Genomic DNA, 16,266 nt, shown 5'->3' on the forward strand with positions numbered 1-16,266 from the left:
CTCAAACCTAAGCCTCTGATAAGGTTTGGTAAAAGCAAAGTGTCCCCGCGGGGACAAAATTTGGCCGCTTGCTACGTCGTGGCAAATGTCGGACCATTCCGGGAACGGACCAGATTTGAGGTGACATCGCCTTGGCCAAGGACCGCGCACAGATAGATTATGGCGGCCCGCTGCGGCGGCTGGTTCTGGCTGTGCTGGTGCTGGTTTTGGCCGGCACATTTTTGGTCTGGCGCATCGACAGCCCGCGCGTCGAACGGTTCCGGGCGCAAGTGACGGACCGGATCGTGCCGAACATGGATTGGGCGATGGCCCCGGTCACAGGCACCATCAACCTGTTCCGCGATTTCCAAAGCTACCGCCGTATCGCCGAACAGAACACCGAACTGCGCCGCGAGTTGCGCCAGATGCAGGCGTGGAAAGAGGCGGCCCTCCAGCTTGAACAGGAAAACGCGCGGCTTCTTGACCTTAACAACGTCCGGCTGGACCCCCGCCTGACCTACATCACCGGCGTGGTGCTGGCGGACTCTGGCTCACCTTTCCGCCAGTCCGTGTTGCTGAACGTCGGCGCGCGCGACGGCATCGTCGAAGGCTGGGCCACCATGGACGGCATCGGTCTTGTAGGTCGCATCTCGGGCATGGCGCAGAATACCGCGCGCGTGATCATGGTCACCGACGCCTCCAGCCGCGTGCCCGCGATCATCCAGCCCTCCGGGCAGAACGCCATCGTGGCGGGCGACAACTCTGCCGCCCCGCCCATCGACTTTCTGGAAAATCCAGACCTTGTCCGCCCCGGTGACAGGGTGATCAGCAGTGGCGACGGCGGTGTCTTCCCCGCAGGTCTCCTCATTGGGCAGGTGGCTGCGGACCCCGGCGGGCGGTTGCGCGTGCGGCTGGCCGCGGACTACGAACGGCTCGAATTCCTGCGCGTCCTACGCCACTACGGCAACGAACCCGTCACGGATGACAGTAACGTGCTGGCCCCCGGCGGCGCCGCGCTTCTGGAAACAGAGGTCGCGGAATGATTGATACCGCCCCTTCCTCTCGCCTCTGGACCATGCGCATCGCCTTCTCGGCGCTGACACTGCTGATCCTGTTCCTGCATCTGCTGCCGCTTCAAACGGCGACAGGCGGGCTGATCTGGCCCGATTTTCTGCTGCTCTTTGCATTGGCCTGGTCGGTACGTCGCCCGGACTACGTGCCCGCCACCCTGCTGGCCGTGCTGTTCCTGATGGCCGATCTGCTGCTGCAACGCCCACCCGGCCTTTGGGCGCTGCTCGCACTCATTGCCTGCGAACAAATGAAGACACAGTCGCGGTCCCTGCGGGATGCGAGCCTCGCCACCGAATTGGTGTCGGCTGTGCTGTGGATCGTAGGCATCGGCATTGCCTATCGTTTGACGCTGGCCGTCCTGCTTGTCGAGGTGCCACAACTCGGCCCCACGCTGATCCAGATCGTGGTAACAGCCATTGCATACCCGGTGGTCGTGACGATCACCCACGTGCTAATGGGCGTGCGCAAACCAACGCCCGGCGATATTGACGGCAAGGGGGTACGATCATGAAACGACCCCGCGTCGATACCGAGGCAAACCACCGCTTGGTGACCCGCCGCGCGGCAATCCTGGGTGGGGTGCAGCTGGCCTTTGTCGGCGCGCTTGGCGCGCGTATGCAGTTCCTACAGGTCGATCAGGCCGACCAGTTCCGTCTGCTGGCCGAAGAAAACCGGATCAACATCCGACTTATCCCTCCATCGCGCGGTGAAATCTTTGACCGCAACGGCGTGCCCCTGGCCCGCAACGTGCCCAGCTATCGCATCGTCATCGTGCGCGAAGACGCAAACGACGTCGAAGAGGTGGTGCAGGAACTCAGCAAACTCGTGTCGCTTGACCCGGGCGAGGTTCAACGCGCCATGGCCGAGATGAAACGCTCTGCCCCTTTCCTGCCCATTACCTTCGCCGACGAAGTCAGCTGGGAAGACCTGAGCCGCGTCAGCGTCAACGCTCCGGCCCTGCCCGGCGTCACGCCCGAGGTGGGCCTGAGCCGCGTTTACCCGCTGGGATCGGACTATGCCCACGTGCTGGGCTATGTCGGACCGGTCAGCGACTACGATCTTGAGCGCATCGAGGACCCGGACCAGTTGCTGCGCATCCCCCGGTTCCAGATCGGTAAGGTTGGGGTCGAAGCAAAGGTCGAAGAGAATCTGCGCGGCAAGGCGGGTGCTCGCCGGGTCGAGGTCAACGCTGCGGGCCGGGTGATGCGCGAGTTGGACCGACAGGAAGGTATCGCCGGGTCCGATATGCAACTGACCATCGACGCCAAATTGCAAAGCTATGTGCAGGCACGTCTGAGTGGCGAAAGCGCCAGTGCAGTGGTCATGGACGTCCGATCTGGCGATCTGATGGCGATTGCATCAGCACCAACCTTTGACCCGAACCTGTTCGTGCGGGGCATTTCCAGCCGCGACTACAAGGCTCTGACCAAAAACAAGTACCGCCCTCTGGCGTCCAAGACAGTGCAGGGCACGTATCCGCCCGGCTCGACCTTCAAGATGATCACAGCCATGGCCGCGCTCGAAGCCGGGCTGATTGGTCCGGACGAAACAGTCTATTGCCCCGGTCACCTGACGGTCAGCGGCCGCCGCTTCCATTGCTGGAAACGCGCGGGGCATGGTTGGGTTGATCTGGAAACATCGCTGAAACGATCGTGCGACGTCTATTACTATGACCTTGCCGTCAAGGTCGGGATTGAAAAGATCACCGCCATGGCCAACCGGTTTGGGCTCGGCGAACGCCACGATATCCCCATGTCAGCGGTGGCCAGAGGTCTGACTCCGACCAAAGACTGGAAGCGAAGCGTGCATGATCAAAGCTGGGTCGTGGGTGACACCGTGAATGCCTCGATCGGCCAGGGCTTCATGCTTGCCTCGCCCCTGCAGCTGGCAGTGATGACGGCGCGGCTGGCATCGGGCATGGCCGTCAAGCCGCGCCTGATCAAGACCATCGACGGGATCGAACAGCCCTCGGGTGCGGGTGAAAGCTTGGGCATGAACGAAAACAACCTGCGCAAGATGCGCCGGGCCATGTATGCCGTGGTCAACGACAGGCGCGGCACGGCCTATGGCAGCCGCATCATCGAAGATGCGGTGCGCATGGCGGGCAAGACCGGCACCAGCCAGGTCCGCAACATCACCGCCGCCGAACGACGCGCGGGCGTGGTCCGGAACGAGGACCTGCCATGGGAACGCCGCGACCACGCGCTGTTCGTGAACTTCGCGCCCTATGACGAACCGAAATACGCGGTGGCCGTGGTGGTCGAGCATGGCGGCGGCGGATCCAAGGCCGCGGCCCCCATCGCCCGTGACGTGACCTTGCAGGCGCTCTATGATGGTGAGCCCCCGCTTGATGCCTACCCGACCAAGGATCGGGGCCGGATCGAGACCCAGCAACAGGTCCTGCGCGGTATACAACCGGTCGCCAACATCTCGGGGCGCGATCAGGCATGAGTTATCTTGAGTATACGGTCAAACACGTCCCCACAGGGCCGCGCAAGATCCTGTTCCTGAACTGGCCCCTCGCCCTTTTGCTGGCTGCCGTAGCCGGGGTCGGGTTCCTGATGCTGTATTCTGTGGCAGGCGGGTCATTCAGCCCGTGGGCCGAGCCGCAAATGAAACGATTTGCCTTGGGCTTTGTGCTGATGCTGATCGTGGCGATGGTCCCTATCTGGTTTTGGCGCAGCATGGCCGGGGTGGCCTATTTGACGTCGCTGTTGTTGCTGGTGGCCGTTGAGTTCTTCGGCTCTGTCGGTATGGGTGCGCAGCGGTGGATTGACTTGGGTTTTATGCGGCTGCAGCCCTCCGAGTTGATGAAAATCACACTCGTCATGATGTTGGCGGCCTACTACGACTGGCTGCCAATCGCACGCAAATCACGGCCCTTCTGGGTGCTGTTGCCTGTGGTGCTGATCCTGATCCCCGTGGCCCTGGTGCTGCGTCAACCGGACCTTGGCACATCCATCCTGCTGCTGGCGGCCGGGGGCGGGTTGATGTTTCTGGCGGGGGTGCACTGGGCGTATTTTGCTGCCGTGATTGCAGCCGCTGCTGGGCTGATCACAACCGTGTTCCAGTCGCGTGGCACCGAGTGGCAGCTGCTTAAAGACTATCAGTACCGCCGCATCGATACGTTTCTTGATCCGGCCTCGGATCCGCTGGGCGCGGGCTACCACATCACGCAATCCAAGATCGCGTTGGGATCTGGCGGCTGGACGGGCCGTGGGTTCATGCAAGGCACACAGTCGCGGCTGAACTTCCTGCCCGAAAAGCACACCGACTTCATCTTTACCACGCTGGCCGAAGAGTTCGGGTTCATCGGAGCGTTTTCCCTGCTGGCCCTTTATGCACTTATCATCTTGTTCTGTGTGGCCTCAGCCCTGACCAACAAGGACCGGTTTTCATCGCTTCTGACCCTTGGCATCGCGCTAAACTTTTTTCTGTTCTTTGCGGTCAACATGTCGATGGTCATGGGGCTTGCCCCGGTTGTCGGTGTCCCTCTGCCCCTTGTCAGCTATGGCGGGTCCGCGATGCTGGTTGTCATGCTGGCCTTTGGTTTTGCCCAAAGCGCGCATGTGCATCGGCCGCGGCAGGGACACTGATCGTGAGCCATCTGGATCCATTTCGCGCGCGGACCGTGTTATCGTTGCCTGCGGAGCGTTCGGCAGGGTGGCAGCTGAAGCGCTACGCCATTCTGGCGGATGGCCGTGCCTTTTCCGAAGAGGTTGCGACCGCAGCAACCGCAGCTGCCATCCAACGTTTGCCGCAAGCCCGTCCACTGTCCGAGGTGGATGGCAATCACGGCATGGGTTTTCAGTTGATCCATTTTGCAGAAACCGCGGTGGTATCGCCGGCGTTCTATTGGCAATGGGGCAGCGTTCTGGCTCATATCGACCAACTGCGCGCCCCTTGGGATGACCCCACCCGCTTTGACACCGGCAGTCCCGAGGTCTTTGGCTGCGTCTGGGAGATGGAGATCGTGACCTTTGAAGTGGGTGCATGGACCTCAACCATGCTGTCGGATCACGGCGCACCGGCTGACAGGCTGCAGGCATACACGCAGAAAGTGGCTGCCTGAACGGACCCATCGCCTAACCATGTGGGCAGCATCACAAGACGCGGTTTTGCATTCGTGACCCTCAACGCTACACCAACACCCAGCTGACTTAGACGCGGAGATGCTTATGGCCCTGTTTCACCTTGCCTTCAACGTAACTGATCTGGATGCGACCCGCGCGTTCTATGGCAACCTACTGGGCTGCGCAGAGGGGCGCAGCACCGACACCTGGGTGGATTTTGATTTCTTCGGGCACCAGTTGAGCTGCCATCTGGGCAAGCCGTTCGACAGTGCACCAACAGGGAAGGTAGGGGACCACGATGTGCCAATGCCCCATTTCGGGGCCGTCCTGCCCATGTCCGACTGGCGCGCGCTGGCGGACAAGCTGCAAGCCAAGGGCATGGATTTCATCCTGTCCCCGCAGATACGGTTCGAAGGCGAACCGGGTGAGCAGAGTACGATGTTCTTCACCGATCCCTCGGGCAATCCGATCGAGATCAAGGGCATGGCTGATCTGGACGGAGCCTTTGCCACATGAGCGTGAATGTCCTGTTTGCCGCAACCGAGGACCGTTGGGCCGAGTACGAAGCGCCCTTGCGCAAAGAGATCGCTGCCGTGGGCGTCAATGCGCATCTCGCCACCGATATCCCCGCTGATCAGGTCGACTACATCGTCTATGCACCCAATTCCGCGGTCAAGGATTTCACCCCCTTCACCCGCGCCAAGGCGGTGCTGAACCTGTGGGCAGGGGTCGAGGCCATCGTGGGCAACCCCACCCTGCACCTGCCGCTGGCACGCATGGTCGATCCGGCGCTGACGCAAGGGATGGTAGAATGGGTGACCGGACATATCCTGAGGCTTCATCTGGGGTTGGACGCGCATATCAATGCCACGCCGGGAACGTGGGAACCGAAGGCGCCGCCCCTGTCGTTCGACACGCGCGTGACGGTTTTGGGATTGGGAGAGTTGGGCACGGCCTGTGCCACCGCACTGGCGGGTCTCGGGTTTCAGGTGACCGGGTGGAGCCGGTCGCAGAAAGAGGTGGATGGCATCACCTGTCTGTCTGGCGCTGAGGGTCTGGATCAAGCTCTGAGCGTTGCCGACTACTGCGTACTGATTCTGCCCAAGACCCAAGCAACTGAGAACACCCTGAATGCCCGCACATTGTCACTGATGCCAAAGAACGCGCGCATCCTGAACCCCGGACGCGGGCCGCTGATCGATGACAACGCGCTGCTGGCCGCGCTCGACACGGGCCACATCGACCACGCCACGCTAGACGTCTTTCGGGTAGAGCCACTGCCTGCGGATCATCCCTACTGGGCCCATCCGCGCGTCACGGTCACACCCCATATCGCGTCGGAAACCCGTGCCGCCTATTCCAGCAAAACCGTTGCCGAGAACATCCGCCGGGGCGAGGCGGGCGCGCCGTTTCTGTATCTTGTCGACCGCGGCGCGGGGTACTGAAGCAATTACCGCACGTTTGTGCCGCGATGCGAATGCATTTGTGAACCTCAGCCCGCTTGTCGACAGTGACATCGCCCGGTTACCATCGGTGCATGGACCTTTTTGGCAACGCCCTCCGCGACCGATACGCTGGTCGACGGGGTCGGATGCTTACCATCCGGCGCGACGACGGTCATGTGGACAGGCACGACCCCGATCTTTACTTCGCGCCCGCGCCCTTCGCGCATGAGATTCCTTTGCTTGAGAAAGTCGACGGGCCCGTCCTTGATGTTGGCTGTGGGGCCGGGCGAACGCTTTTATGGCTCGAAAAGCGGGGCGTATCCGCTACCGGTGTCGATCTATCCCGCGGAGCGGTCGAGGTCGCGCGGATGCGCGGATGCCAAGACGTAAGGTTCGGCGACATCATGGATCCCGAACTGCCGTTCCAAGGCAATACATTCAGGACGGCCGTCGTTTTTGGCAATAATATTGGTATCGGCGGCACCTATGCGGGTGCTGAAACGTTATTGCGTCGCCTCGCTCACGTTGTCGCGCCGGGCGGGCAACTTCTTGTCACCGGGTTGGACATCGCAAATACTGATCAAGAACATCACCTTGCCTACCACCAGCACAACATTGAAAGGGGACGCCCGCGGGGCGAGATTGCGATGCGCTTCGAATACCGGGGGGCAGTGGAGGACTGGATACAGTGGTTCCATCCCGAGCCTGACGAACTTGAACGCATGGCAAAGGCCACCGGATGGATCGTCGAAGACATCGGGCCTGCCGTCGGGCCGTTTTACACTGGCGTTTTCTACAGGGTTGAGTGAGGCCAGCTTTAGGCCGCCAACCCCCGCCCCTTCAGAAGCGCGTCTACACCGGGCAAACGTCCACGGAACGCTGTATAAAGCTCTGCCGCATCCACACTGCCGCCCGTGCTGAGGATATGTTCCTCAAGTGCAGCAGCCTTTTCCGGGTCAAAGGGCCCGCCGGCTTCCTCGAACGCAGCAAAAGCGTCGGCATCCATAACCTCGGACCACATGTAGCTGTAATAGCCGGAGGAGTATCCATCACCGGCAAAGACATGGGCGAAGTGCGGGGTTGCGTGACGCATCCCGATGGCGTGGGGCATTTCGAGACGCTCAAGCACCTCGGCCTGTTTCTGCATCGGATCGGCGGGGGCATCGCCATCATGGAACTCAAGGTCGACAAGGGCCGAGGCGACGTATTCCACTGTCTGAAACCCCATGTCATAGGTCGCCGCCGCCAACACATTGTCGAGCAGGGTTTGCGGCATTGCCTCACCCGTCTCGGCGTGGGTGGCGAATTCCTGCAGAACCTCAGGCACGTCGAGCCAGTGTTCATAAAGCTGGCTGGGCAGCTCCACAAAGTCACGGGCCACAGAGGTGCCACTAATCGACTCGTAGGTCACGTTTGACAGCATCTGGTGCAATGCGTGGCCAAACTCGTGGAACAGCGTGCGCGCGTCATCATAGGACAAAAGCGCCGGTTCGCTCTTGGCGAAATTGCACACGTTGATGACGATGGGCGTTTGCGGTTTGGGGTGTTTGGCCTGTGATCGCATAGCCGAACACCACGCCCCGGACCGTTTCGAACCTCGCGCAAAATAGTCACCGATGAACACGGCCACATGCTCACCTTCCCGCGTGACCTCCCAAGCGCGGCAATCGGGGTGGTAGAGCGGGATGTCGAGCGGTTTGAATGCGAGGCCAAACAGGCGGCTCGCGCAATCAAAGGATGCGTCGATCATGTGATCGAGCTGGAAATATGGTTTGACCTCAGCCTCATCCAGATCGTGTAGTTCCTTGCGCCGCTTTTCCGCATAGAAACGCCAGTCCCAGGGTTCCAGCGGGCCGTCGACTCCGTCCGCCTTGAGCAACTGTTCCAACACCCACGCATCTGCATTGGCCTGAGACTTGGCCGGTTCCCAAACGGCCATCAGCAGGTCGCGCACGGCCTCGGGCGTCTTGGCCATCTCGGTTTCCAGCTTGAAGTTGGCAAAGTTGTCGTAGCCCAGAAGTTTCGCCCGTTCTTCCCGCAGCTTCAGCGTCTCGGCTGCAATGGCACGGTTGTCCGTTTTGCCGCCATTGGCCCCTCGTGCTGCCCAGGCCCGGTATGCTTTTTCGCGCAGATCGCGGCGCGTCGAAAACTGCAGAAAAGGTACGATGATCGAGCGGGACAGGGTGACAACCGGGCCACCGGCCTCTTTCTCTTCCCCGGCCGCATGCGCCGCATCGACAACAAAGGCAGGCAGTCCAGCCATGTCGCCGCCGCCCAGTGTCATGTACCAGTCCCGCTCATCCGCCAGCAGGTTCTGGGTAAAGGCGGTGCCAAGTTCGGCAAGCCGTCCCTTGATTTCTTTCATTCGGGCATCGTCCGCCCCCTCAAGCGCCGCGCCCGACCGGACGTAGTTTCGGTGGGTCAGCATCAGCACGCGGGCCTGTTCGTCCGTCAGGTCCAGATCGTCGCGGGCGTCCCACACGGCTGCGATGCGGGCAAACAGGGCCTTGTTGCTGGAAATCTCGGCAAAATGCGCGGCCAGTTTGGGAGAAAAGTCACGTTGCAGCGCCTCACGCTGCGGATTGCTGTCGGCCCCTGCCACGGTGAAGAACGTGCCCAGCACCTTTTCCAGGCCATCGCCCGCCGCCTCGAGCGCCTCGATCACATTGGCGAATGTGGGCGCGTCAGCGCTGCCCGCAATCGCGTCGATTTCGGCCTTGTGGGCGTCAAGGGCGATGTCGAGCGCTGGGGCAAAATCATCATCTGAAATGGCGTCAAAGGGGGCGATCTGGAACGGGGTGTCCCAGTCTTGCAGCAGCACGTTGGTCATGGGCGGGTCTCCTTTGACTACCGATGTAGGGCGGGGTTCACCCCACCACCACCCCGGCGCAGGTTTCACAGTCCTTGCGGCGGTTCAGTGCGATCTTGCGGCTTTCACCGTAGAGCGCGTCGTAGATCACCATTTCGCCGCGCAGGGGGGTGCCTGCACCGGTGATCAGCTTGACAGCTTCCACCGCCATCATGGATCCAACCACGCCCGGCAACGGGCCAATCACACCGGCCTCTGCGCAATTGGGGGCCAGTTCAGCGGCGGGTGCCCCGGGAAAAATGCAACGGTAACAGGGGGCATCATGGGCCGGGTCAAACACGCTCACCTGCCCCTCCCATTGCGTCAGTGCACCCGAGATGAGGGGAACGCCTGCCCGCACGGCGGCAGCGTTGACGCGGTAGCGCGTGTCGAAATTGTCGGTCCCGTCGATTACCAGATCATATTCGGCCACCAGGTCGTCCACGACATCATCGGTCAGGCGACGGTGATAGGGGCGCACCGTGACAAATGGGTTCTGCGCCTCCATTGCGGCCTGGGCCGAAAAGACCTTGGGCATCCCGATCCGGTCATCGGTGTGGATCGTCTGGCGCTGCAGGTTGGTGTTTTCCACTGTGTCATCGTCGATCACACCGATGGTCCCAACCCCGGCCGCCGCGAGGTATTGCAGCACCGGCGCACCAAGCCCCCCTGCCCCAACCACAAGCACCTTGGCATCCTTGAGCCGTTTTTGCCCAAGGCCACCCACCTCGCGCAGTACGATGTGACGGGCGTAGCGGTTAAGCTCAGTATCGCTGAACGGTCCCTCCTGAGCTTCGGCTGGCGCAGCCTTGGCTTCCGCCACCTCGGCACGGTTGCGCAGCTTGCGCAAAACGGCCCGGTAGCCAACCGCGATCACGGCAAAGCCACCCACAATCAACCAGAGCGCAGGGCTTTCCCCGGTTGCCATGCGCAGCGGGTGCCCAGCGGGCAAGGCCACCTGAACGACAAGCACCACCACGTAGAGCAGCCCGATCATCAACCACCGCGCCTTGTGCGGCGTGTTCATCATGGCACCGATGCCCCACAACACCCCGGCCAGCAGGACAACCAGCAGCATCAGCCGCGCCCCGTGGAACCGAAGCCGCCAGTGCCGCGCGCAGTGTCATCAAGCGTATCCACCACTTCGAACGCAGCCTGGACGACGGGGGCCAGCACCATCTGCGCGATCCGCATGCCGTGGGTCACCTCGAACGGCTGATCCGAGGTGTTGAGAAGGATCACGCCCACCTGACCCCGATAGTCACTGTCGATGGTGCCGGGGCTGTTGACCAATGCAATGCCGTGTTTCAGCGCAAGGCCAGAGCGCGGGCGCACCTGCACCTCGAACCCATGTGGAATGGCCATGGCAAGCCCTGTGGGGATAAACGCGCGCGCGCCGGGTGCAAGTGTCACGGTCTGGCCATCCGGGAAATTGGAGCGCATATCCGCCCCCGCCGCGCCACCTGTCTCGTAAGAGGGCAAGGCAATGTCCGGGTCCGATCCGGCGACACGCATGATCTTCAATGCAACTCTGCTCATCTTCACCTTGCCAAATAAACTCAAATCCGGCGGCTGCAAGCGGGTGCAGCCCTCATGTCAGCGCGTCCGCGATGCGCTGGGCGAGGCGCAGGGCGACCTCGGCCTTGGGCATGCGCGGCCACGGATCGGCGCCATCCTCGGTGATCAGGATCACCGCATTTTCTGACCCGCCCATGATACCGGTCTCCGGTGACACGTCATTGGCGACGATCCAGTCGCACCCCTTGCGTGTACGCTTGGCCGTGGCATGGGCCTGTACGTCATCCGTTTCTGCCGCGAAACCGACGACCAGACCGGGCCGTCCCTTGGTCATCTGAGACACACCGGCCAGAATGTCCGGGTTCTCGGCAAATTCGAGCACTGGCAACCCGTCCTTCGATTTCTTCAGCTTGCGGTCGCTGGCCGTCGCCATGCGCCAATCCGCCACCGCGGCGGCAAAGATGGCGGCATCGGCGGGCAAGGCTGCATCAACTGCCGCCTTCATCTCCTGTGCTGTTTGCACCGGTACGACGTGTGCACCTACCGGGGCCGCGACATCAGCCGGTCCCGTGACAAATGTCACATCAGCCCCCAAGGCAAGCAGTGCGCCAGCGACAGCGGCACCTTGCGCCCCGGAGGACCGGTTGGCGATGTAGCGGACAGGATCAATGGGTTCGTGTGTCGGTCCGGAGGTCACAAGCACATGCTTTCCGACGAGCGGTTTAGGGCCGAAATGGGTCTCGACCGCCGCCACGATTTCAAGCGGTTCGGACATGCGGCCCGGACCGTATTCGCCACAGGCCATATCGCCATCATTGGGGCCAACCACAGAAACGCCGTCATCCGTAATTTGTGCCAAATTGCGTTGCGTCGCGGGATGATCCCACATGCGCACATTCATGGCGGGCGCGATCATCACCGGCGTGTCAGTGGCCAGCAGGAGCGTCGAGGCCAGGTCATCCGCGCGTCCCTGCGCCATTTTCGCCATGATGTCTGCCGTGGCCGGAGCAACAAGGATCAGGTCCGCAGAACGCGACAGCTGAATATGTCCCATCTCGGCTTCGTCTGTCAGATCAAAGAGGTCGCGATAAACCTTTTCTCCCGCCAGCGCCGACACCGACAGGGGCGTTACAAACTGTTCGGCGGCGCGGGTCACAACGGGCGTCACTGCCGCACCGCGTTCCCGCAGGCGGCGGATTAGGTCGAGCCCTTTGTAAGCTGCAATCCCACCCGTCAGGATCAGCAGAATTCGTTTGTCTTGCAGCATGATAGCGTGTCCGGCTGGCTGTCGTCGGTGTGACCATAGGCATAGAGATGCGCAAGTGCCAGAGGGGTGAAGGGGCTCTGCCCCCGCCCTGCGGGCTCCCCCGGAGTTTATCTTGCAAGATGAAGAAGCATCAATTGGCCTTCTGGAACACCGCACAAGGATCATCGCGGTCAGGGGACGCTGCCCCATTCAACGTCCAGGAAAACACGCCGTCGGGTGGCTCTTGCCGTTCGCCTTGCCCAATGCTGGTGACGTCAAGCTCTGGCCGGGTCCGCATCAGGTACACCGGGACACCCCAGTCCATTCGGGCGTGGCCGTTGCCCGTGATCAGCACGACGGGGCTGCCATATGTGTCCAGTGCATCGATGACGGTCCGGGCAAAGGCCGCATCGCGCAGGCGCTGCGCCTCAATCATGCCACCCATCATTTCGAGCGGCATCGCCTCGCAGTGAGCATCAAACTGGTTGAGTTCCCGGATCGCCTGTTCGTCTTCGGCCAAAGGCTGGTCCAGCCCATAAATGTCGGCATCCGGACCAAACACCTCTGCCGCGCCCGTACTGAAGGCTGCACGCATGTCCTCGCGCGTCGGGGCGGCGCCGACGATCACCGGGCTTGCGGCCAGAATGTCAGCGTAGTCCGCGATATTGGACCAGTGGAAGCCATCAATTGCCGCTGTTATCGCGCCACGGTCCTGCGGAAGGTCAGAGAGTGCCTGCGCCTCGTCTGGTGTGAGCATTTCGAAGACAACGGCCTTGGGCTGGATCACCTGCACGGCGGTCGCCTGTTCGGCATGGTGCTGCGGGTTGTTGTGGAACTCACCCATGATCAGCACGTCACCGGAGAAGTCGGACCAGTCTGTTGCAGCAGACAGAAACGCCGCCGTCGACAACGTCGCGGCGGCGGCAATCAAGATCGGTTTCACCAGTGTCCTCATACGAGGAAATGATGGACCTCGCGGCTTTGATTTTCCAGTGCCTTGCGCATCTTTGTGAACGCAGCCGCTTCCAGCTGACGCACGCGCTCTTTTGACAAGCTGAGCTCTTGACCGAGGCTTTCCAGCGTTCGAGGGTCTTCCCGCAGCTTGCGCTCGCGTACGATGAACCGCTCACGTTCGTTGAGACCGTTCAACGCGGTGAGCAACCATTCCCGCAGCTGTTCGGTGTCATGCGACTGTTCGACCATCTCAGCGGCCTGCGCGCTGTCATCTTCCAGCGCGTCAATCCATTCCCGCCCTTCGTCATCGACCGATTGCGTCGCATTCAGCGAATAATCAGAGCCAGACAGGCGCCCTTCCATCATCTCGACATCGCGCAGTGGCACGCCAATCTCGGTCGAGATCATCTGACGCAGCTGGTGCTTGTCCAGTGTTTCGCCGACCGACGCGCTTTCACGCTCAAGCCGGGCCTGCACGCGGCGCATGTTGAAGAAAAGCGATTTCTGCGATGAGGTTGAACCGGTTCGCACCATGGACCAGTTGCGCATCACGTAGTCCTGGATCGACGCCTTGATCCACCACACGGCATATGTCGAAAAGCGCACACCGCGATCCGGGTCAAATTTGTCGGCCGCTTTCATCAACCCCAGACCTGCTTCCTGAATCAGATCGTTCATCGGGGCTCCGTAGCGTTTGAATTTCGATGCCATGGAGATCGCCAAGCGCATGTAGGCCGTAATCAGGCGATGAAGCGCTGCCTCATCCCGATCGTCCCGCCAGGCATATGCAAGCTTCAACTCTGTCTCTGCATCCAGCAACTCGGCTTTCATCGCCGTGCGCGACAGAGACATATCTCGAACATTATCCAAAGCCATTTGGTCATCCCCCTGGATGGTTATGCTTGTTTTGCGCACTTGATATAGATACGCGTCGACCCCGAGATCGGTTCACTCTTGAGACAAAAAATGTTGCCCAACACGACACTCGTCCTAGGAGGCGCGGCTTCCGGTAAATCGCAATGGGCGGAATCTTTGATCCTTAACAGTGGGTTAATGCCGGTTTACCTGGCGACATCGCGCATTTGGGACGAAGAGATGCAGGCCAAGGTTGATCTGCACAAGGCGCGGCGCGGGGCCGAATGGACAACAATCGACGCATCCGATGAGGTCGAGAATGGGCTGCGCGGGGCAACCCCGGACCAGTCTGTGCTGCTGGATTGCGCAACCATGTGGCTAACCAACCTGATGATGGACGAGGCGGATATCGGCGCGGCCCAAACCGACCTGCTGGTCGCGCTTGCCGATTGCACTGCACCGGTCGTTGTCGTGTCGAATGAGGTGGGTCAGGGGATTGTGCCCGAGAACGTGCTTGCCCGACGGTTCCGCGAAGCACAGGGGCGTCTGAACATCGCCCTGGCTGCGCAGGCAGACACGGTGTGGCACGTGCTGGCGGGCCTTCCGCAGCTGCGCAAGGGAGTGGCGCCATGACCACATGGCATTGGGTCAGGCATGGGCCGACCCACCAGAAGACATTTACCGGCTGGCGCAATGTCGATGCCGATCTGGGGGATACCGCCGCCATCTCGCGGTTGGCGGCCCATTTGCCGGACGATGCGCTTGTCATCTCGTCTGACCTGACCCGGTCCATCAACACGGCATCGGCGGTGCAAGGCGCACGAACGCGCCTGCCCCACGACCCGGCCCTACGCGAATTTCACTTCGGCACATGGGACGGCGTGCACTTTTCGACCGTGGCCGACTGGCACCCCGATCTGAGCCGCGCCTATTGGGAAACGCCCGGAGATCACACGCCACCGGGCGGCGAAAGCTGGAACGCCTCTGCCGCGCGCGTCGCTATGGCAGTGCACCGGATCGAAGCGACACATCCCGGTCGACACATCGTCGCCGTGGCCCATTTCGGTGTGATCCTGACGCAAGTGCAGGCCGTGCTGGGCATCACCGCGCGTGAAGTGCTGGCCCACAAGATCGACCCACTCTCCGTCACGACCCTAAACCGCGCAACCGGACAGGCAGAGATCATCAATCACACCCCGTGATGCGGCCCCTCACAAATCACCGTTGGGCAAGGGCACGCCGTTACGCCTAGCCTGCCCGCATGACTTATGACCTGTATATCGGCGACCGCACTTTTTCGAGCTGGTCGCTACGCGGCTGGCTCATGCTTGAGAAGTTCGGCCTGTCCCACCGCACCCATATGATTGGCCTCTATTCCGGTACCATGGCGGATGACTTGGCCCCGCTGGCCCCTGCTCGGCTGGTGCCAACGCTCAGACTGCCGGACGGTACAGTCGTGGGTGAAAGCCTCGCCATGGCAGAAACACTGGCCGAACAGAACCCCGATGCGGGTCTGTGGCCCAAAGATGCATCCGCCCGCGCCACGGCGCGATGGCTGTGCGCCGAGATGGCATCAGGGTTTGCCGCATTGCGCGGCGCCTGCCCGATGCAGCTTCAATATGTGAACACCGGATTCGAGGTACCGGAGGCCGTCCGAACCGATCTGGACCGGATCGAGACCCTGTGGGCCCATGCCGCCAAGTTCAAGACAGACGGCCCATGGCTGTTTGGGGCTTACTCGCTTGCTGATGCGTTCTATGCCCCTGTCTGCGCGAGGATTGTAGGGTATGACCTGCCGGTGTCGGACATGGCACGTGCCTACTGCATGACCACACTGGCCGATCCCGCGTTTCAAACGTGGCGGGCCGAAGGGTTAAAATCCGTCTATGACCCCTTTCCTTACGATATGCGCGTTCCCACAAGGGACTGGCCTAGCGCATGAACCGTTGGCGGGCTTCGCGGGCAATGTTGTAGCGTAATTCCAGCCGCGCCAGCTCTGCCATCGCCTCCTTCCGTGCTACCCGATCCGTCAGGCGGGCAACCAGTGCGCGCTGCTTGGCCATGGCGTGTTTGATTTTGATCTCTTCGGGCATGACACCCGCCTGCGCCATCATCCGGAAGCCGGCGGCATCGGCCGTATCCACAAAAGCCTCTTCCGGGCGATCAGGCAGGGGTTTGCCTTCGCCCTCCAATCGATCCAACTGACCGTCGAGGCGAGCCTTCTGGATCTGTCGTTCAATCAGTTCGCGTAAGCCGCGCGTCATGCCTCATCGTACC

The 16,266-nt window shown here is 61.5% G+C and carries 18 protein-coding genes; 11 read left to right on the plus strand and 7 right to left on the minus strand.

What is annotated here, in order from left to right; genetic code table 11:
• The first annotated feature begins 131 nt into the window (after positions 1-131).
• The 8 genes from mreC to Q1A75_RS08915 all read left to right on the plus strand — a co-directional run bounded on the left by mreC (position 132) and on the right by Q1A75_RS08915 (position 7,377).
• Positions 132-1,022: a rod shape-determining protein MreC gene (gene mreC / locus Q1A75_RS08880; protein ID WP_299547613.1), complete on the plus strand. Its 891-nt coding sequence runs from the start codon at positions 132-134 to the stop codon at positions 1,020-1,022.
• The gene (locus Q1A75_RS08885) at positions 1,019-1,561 is read left to right on the plus strand and encodes a rod shape-determining protein MreD (RefSeq protein ID WP_299547610.1); all 543 of its coding nucleotides are present in this window, start codon (positions 1,019-1,021) and stop codon (positions 1,559-1,561) included. The genes mreC and Q1A75_RS08885 overlap by 4 nt, the downstream gene beginning before the upstream one ends.
• On the plus strand, positions 1,558-3,501 hold the full coding sequence (gene mrdA, locus Q1A75_RS08890) for a penicillin-binding protein 2 (RefSeq protein WP_299547607.1): 1,944 nt from the start codon (positions 1,558-1,560) through the stop codon (positions 3,499-3,501). Before Q1A75_RS08885 ends, mrdA begins: the two co-directional genes overlap by 4 nt.
• A complete protein-coding gene (rodA, locus tag Q1A75_RS08895) occupies positions 3,498-4,646 on the plus strand; it encodes a rod shape-determining protein RodA (protein ID WP_299547604.1) in 1,149 nt (382 codons plus the stop codon). Before mrdA ends, rodA begins: the two co-directional genes overlap by 4 nt.
• A 2-nt stretch (positions 4,647-4,648) precedes the next feature.
• Positions 4,649-5,122 carry a hypothetical protein gene (locus Q1A75_RS08900; RefSeq protein WP_299547601.1) on the plus strand — a complete coding sequence of 158 codons (474 nt, stop codon included), beginning with the start codon at positions 4,649-4,651 and terminating at the stop codon, positions 5,120-5,122.
• A 106-nt stretch (positions 5,123-5,228) separates the two neighbouring features.
• Positions 5,229-5,639: a VOC family protein gene (locus Q1A75_RS08905; RefSeq protein ID WP_299547598.1), complete on the plus strand. Its 411-nt coding sequence runs from the start codon at positions 5,229-5,231 to the stop codon at positions 5,637-5,639.
• On the plus strand, positions 5,636-6,568 hold the full coding sequence (locus Q1A75_RS08910; RefSeq protein WP_299547595.1) for a glyoxylate/hydroxypyruvate reductase A: 933 nt from the start codon (positions 5,636-5,638) through the stop codon (positions 6,566-6,568). The genes Q1A75_RS08905 and Q1A75_RS08910 overlap by 4 nt, the downstream gene beginning before the upstream one ends.
• Before the next feature lie 92 nt (positions 6,569-6,660).
• Positions 6,661-7,377: a class I SAM-dependent methyltransferase gene (locus Q1A75_RS08915; RefSeq protein WP_299547592.1), complete on the plus strand. Its 717-nt coding sequence runs from the start codon at positions 6,661-6,663 to the stop codon at positions 7,375-7,377.
• An 8-nt stretch (positions 7,378-7,385) separates the two neighbouring features.
• Here Q1A75_RS08915 and Q1A75_RS08920 read toward each other — a convergent pair whose 3' ends face one another.
• The 6 genes from Q1A75_RS08920 to Q1A75_RS08945 form a co-directional block, all read right to left on the minus strand.
• Positions 7,386-9,398: a M3 family metallopeptidase gene (locus tag Q1A75_RS08920; RefSeq protein WP_299547590.1), complete on the minus strand. Its 2,013-nt coding sequence runs from the start codon at positions 9,396-9,398 to the stop codon at positions 7,386-7,388.
• Between the two features lie 37 nt (positions 9,399-9,435).
• Positions 9,436-10,494: a molybdopterin-synthase adenylyltransferase MoeB gene (gene moeB, locus Q1A75_RS08925; protein WP_299547588.1), complete on the minus strand. Its 1,059-nt coding sequence runs from the start codon at positions 10,492-10,494 to the stop codon at positions 9,436-9,438.
• Complete coding sequence (dut, locus tag Q1A75_RS08930; RefSeq protein WP_299547584.1) at positions 10,494-10,955, minus strand: dUTP diphosphatase; 462 nt, start codon at positions 10,953-10,955, stop codon at positions 10,494-10,496. Before dut ends, moeB begins: the two co-directional genes overlap by 1 nt.
• Positions 10,956-11,007: 52 nt before the next feature.
• The gene (coaBC, locus tag Q1A75_RS08935; protein WP_299547581.1) at positions 11,008-12,201 is read right to left on the minus strand and encodes a bifunctional phosphopantothenoylcysteine decarboxylase/phosphopantothenate--cysteine ligase CoaBC; all 1,194 of its coding nucleotides are present in this window, start codon (positions 12,199-12,201) and stop codon (positions 11,008-11,010) included.
• 130 nt (positions 12,202-12,331) lie between these two features.
• Positions 12,332-13,135, minus strand: coding sequence for a ChaN family lipoprotein (locus tag Q1A75_RS08940; protein ID WP_299639625.1), 804 nt, complete (start codon positions 13,133-13,135; stop codon positions 12,332-12,334).
• Entirely contained in the window at positions 13,132-14,010 is an 879-nt protein-coding gene (locus Q1A75_RS08945) for an RNA polymerase factor sigma-32 (protein WP_299547575.1), read from the minus strand. The genes Q1A75_RS08940 and Q1A75_RS08945 overlap by 4 nt, the downstream gene beginning before the upstream one ends.
• Positions 14,011-14,100: 90 nt before the next feature.
• On the opposite strand from Q1A75_RS08945, the gene cobU reads away from it, so the two are divergent.
• The 3 genes from cobU to Q1A75_RS08960 are packed head-to-tail and all read left to right on the plus strand — an operon-like array spanning position 14,101 to position 15,931.
• Positions 14,101-14,622: a bifunctional adenosylcobinamide kinase/adenosylcobinamide-phosphate guanylyltransferase gene (gene cobU, locus Q1A75_RS08950; protein ID WP_299547572.1), complete on the plus strand. Its 522-nt coding sequence runs from the start codon at positions 14,101-14,103 to the stop codon at positions 14,620-14,622.
• Positions 14,619-15,191, plus strand: coding sequence for a histidine phosphatase family protein (locus Q1A75_RS08955; RefSeq protein ID WP_299547569.1), 573 nt, complete (start codon positions 14,619-14,621; stop codon positions 15,189-15,191). Before cobU ends, Q1A75_RS08955 begins: the two co-directional genes overlap by 4 nt.
• Positions 15,192-15,250: 59 nt before the next feature.
• Positions 15,251-15,931, plus strand: coding sequence for a glutathione S-transferase (locus Q1A75_RS08960; protein WP_299547567.1), 681 nt, complete (start codon positions 15,251-15,253; stop codon positions 15,929-15,931).
• Here Q1A75_RS08960 and Q1A75_RS08965 read toward each other — a convergent pair.
• Positions 15,921-16,253: a DUF1992 domain-containing protein gene (locus Q1A75_RS08965; RefSeq protein ID WP_299547564.1), complete on the minus strand. Its 333-nt coding sequence runs from the start codon at positions 16,251-16,253 to the stop codon at positions 15,921-15,923. The two genes, Q1A75_RS08960 and Q1A75_RS08965, sit on opposite strands and share 11 nt — an antisense overlap.
• Positions 16,254-16,266 lie beyond the last annotated feature (13 nt).

Origin of the sequence: uncultured Tateyamaria sp. (assembly GCF_947504105.1) — a bacterium.
GTDB lineage: Bacteria > Pseudomonadota > Alphaproteobacteria > Rhodobacterales > Rhodobacteraceae > Tateyamaria.

Bases quoted from the DNA above. Each gene is read 5' to 3' on its own strand.
- Q1A75_RS08885 (WP_299547610.1), top strand. From the start codon at position 1,019: ATGATTGATACCGCCCCTTCCTCTCGCCTCTGGACCATGCGCATCGCC.
- mrdA (WP_299547607.1), top strand. From the start codon at position 1,558: ATGAAACGACCCCGCGTCGATACCGAGGCAAACCACCGCTTGGTGACC.
- rodA (WP_299547604.1), top strand. From the start codon at position 3,498: ATGAGTTATCTTGAGTATACGGTCAAACACGTCCCCACAGGGCCGCGC.
- Q1A75_RS08905 (WP_299547598.1), top strand. From the start codon at position 5,229: ATGGCCCTGTTTCACCTTGCCTTCAACGTAACTGATCTGGATGCGACC.
- Q1A75_RS08910 (WP_299547595.1), top strand. From the start codon at position 5,636: ATGAGCGTGAATGTCCTGTTTGCCGCAACCGAGGACCGTTGGGCCGAG.
- Q1A75_RS08915 (WP_299547592.1), top strand. From the start codon at position 6,661: ATGGACCTTTTTGGCAACGCCCTCCGCGACCGATACGCTGGTCGACGG.
- Q1A75_RS08920 (WP_299547590.1), bottom strand. From the start codon at position 9,398: ATGACCAACGTGCTGCTGCAAGACTGGGACACCCCGTTCCAGATCGCC.
- moeB (WP_299547588.1), bottom strand. From the start codon at position 10,494: ATGCTGCTGGTTGTCCTGCTGGCCGGGGTGTTGTGGGGCATCGGTGCC.
- dut (WP_299547584.1), bottom strand. From the start codon at position 10,955: ATGAGCAGAGTTGCATTGAAGATCATGCGTGTCGCCGGATCGGACCCG.
- coaBC (WP_299547581.1), bottom strand. From the start codon at position 12,201: ATGCTGCAAGACAAACGAATTCTGCTGATCCTGACGGGTGGGATTGCA.
- Q1A75_RS08940 (WP_299639625.1), bottom strand. From the start codon at position 13,135: ATGAGGACACTGGTGAAACCGATCTTGATTGCCGCCGCCGCGACGTTG.
- Q1A75_RS08945 (WP_299547575.1), bottom strand. From the start codon at position 14,010: ATGGCTTTGGATAATGTTCGAGATATGTCTCTGTCGCGCACGGCGATG.
- cobU (WP_299547572.1), top strand. From the start codon at position 14,101: ATGTTGCCCAACACGACACTCGTCCTAGGAGGCGCGGCTTCCGGTAAA.
- Q1A75_RS08955 (WP_299547569.1), top strand. From the start codon at position 14,619: ATGACCACATGGCATTGGGTCAGGCATGGGCCGACCCACCAGAAGACA.
- Q1A75_RS08960 (WP_299547567.1), top strand. From the start codon at position 15,251: ATGACTTATGACCTGTATATCGGCGACCGCACTTTTTCGAGCTGGTCG.
- Q1A75_RS08965 (WP_299547564.1), bottom strand. From the start codon at position 16,253: ATGACGCGCGGCTTACGCGAACTGATTGAACGACAGATCCAGAAGGCT.